Source organism: Burkholderia sp. MSMB1459WGS (assembly GCF_001534535.1).
GTDB lineage: Bacteria > Pseudomonadota > Gammaproteobacteria > Burkholderiales > Burkholderiaceae > Burkholderia.
This window is the reverse complement of record NZ_LPMU01000084.1, coordinates 1-734: the sequence shown is the minus strand read 5'-3', so window position 1 is coordinate 734 and position 734 is coordinate 1. Positions and strand designations below refer to the sequence as shown.

The 734-nt window shown below is 64.4% G+C and carries 1 protein-coding gene; it reads left to right on the top strand.

Going from position 1 to position 734, the window contains the following annotated elements; translation table 11 throughout:
• Positions 1 to 734: 3-hydroxybutyrate dehydrogenase (locus tag WT97_RS31330; RefSeq protein ID WP_060355086.1), on the top strand; the 734-nt coding region annotated here is incomplete at both ends.

Sequence of the window (734 nt, the reverse complement as noted above, 5' to 3'; positions counted from 1 at the left end):
GGCAAGACCGCAGTCGTCACGGGCGCCGCGAGCGGCATCGGCAAGGAAATCGCGCTGGAGCTGGCCAAGGCAGGCGCGGCCGTCGCAATCGCCGACCTGAACCAGGACGGCGCGAACGCGGTCGCCGACGAGATCAACAAGGCGGGCGGCAAGGCGATCGGCGTCGCGATGGACGTGACCAGCGAGGAAGCCGTGAACACCGGCATCGACAAGGTGGCCGAAGCGTTCGGCTCGGTCGACATCCTCGTGTCGAACGCCGGTATCCAGATCGTCAACCCGATCGAGAACTATTCGTTCTCCGACTGGAAGAAAATGCAGGCGATCCACGTGGATGGCGCATTCCTGACGACGAAGGCTGCGCTCAAGCACATGTACAAGGACGATCGCGGCGGCGTCGTGATCTACATGGGCTCGGTGCATTCGCACGAAGCGTCGCCGCTGAAGTCGGCGTACGTGACGGCCAAGCACGGACTGCTCGGCTTGGCGCGCGTGCTGGCGAAGGAAGGCGCGAAGCACAACGTGCGCTCGCACGTCGTATGTCCGGGCTTCGTGCGCACGCCGCTGGTCGACAAGCAGATTCCGGAGCAGGCGAAGGAGCTCGGCATCAGCGAAGAGGAAGTGATCAAGAAGGTGATGCTCGGCAACACGGTCGACGGCGTGTTCACGACGGTGCAGGATGTCGCGCAGACGGTGCTGTTCCTGTCGGCATTCCCGAGCGCTGCGCTCACGGGCCA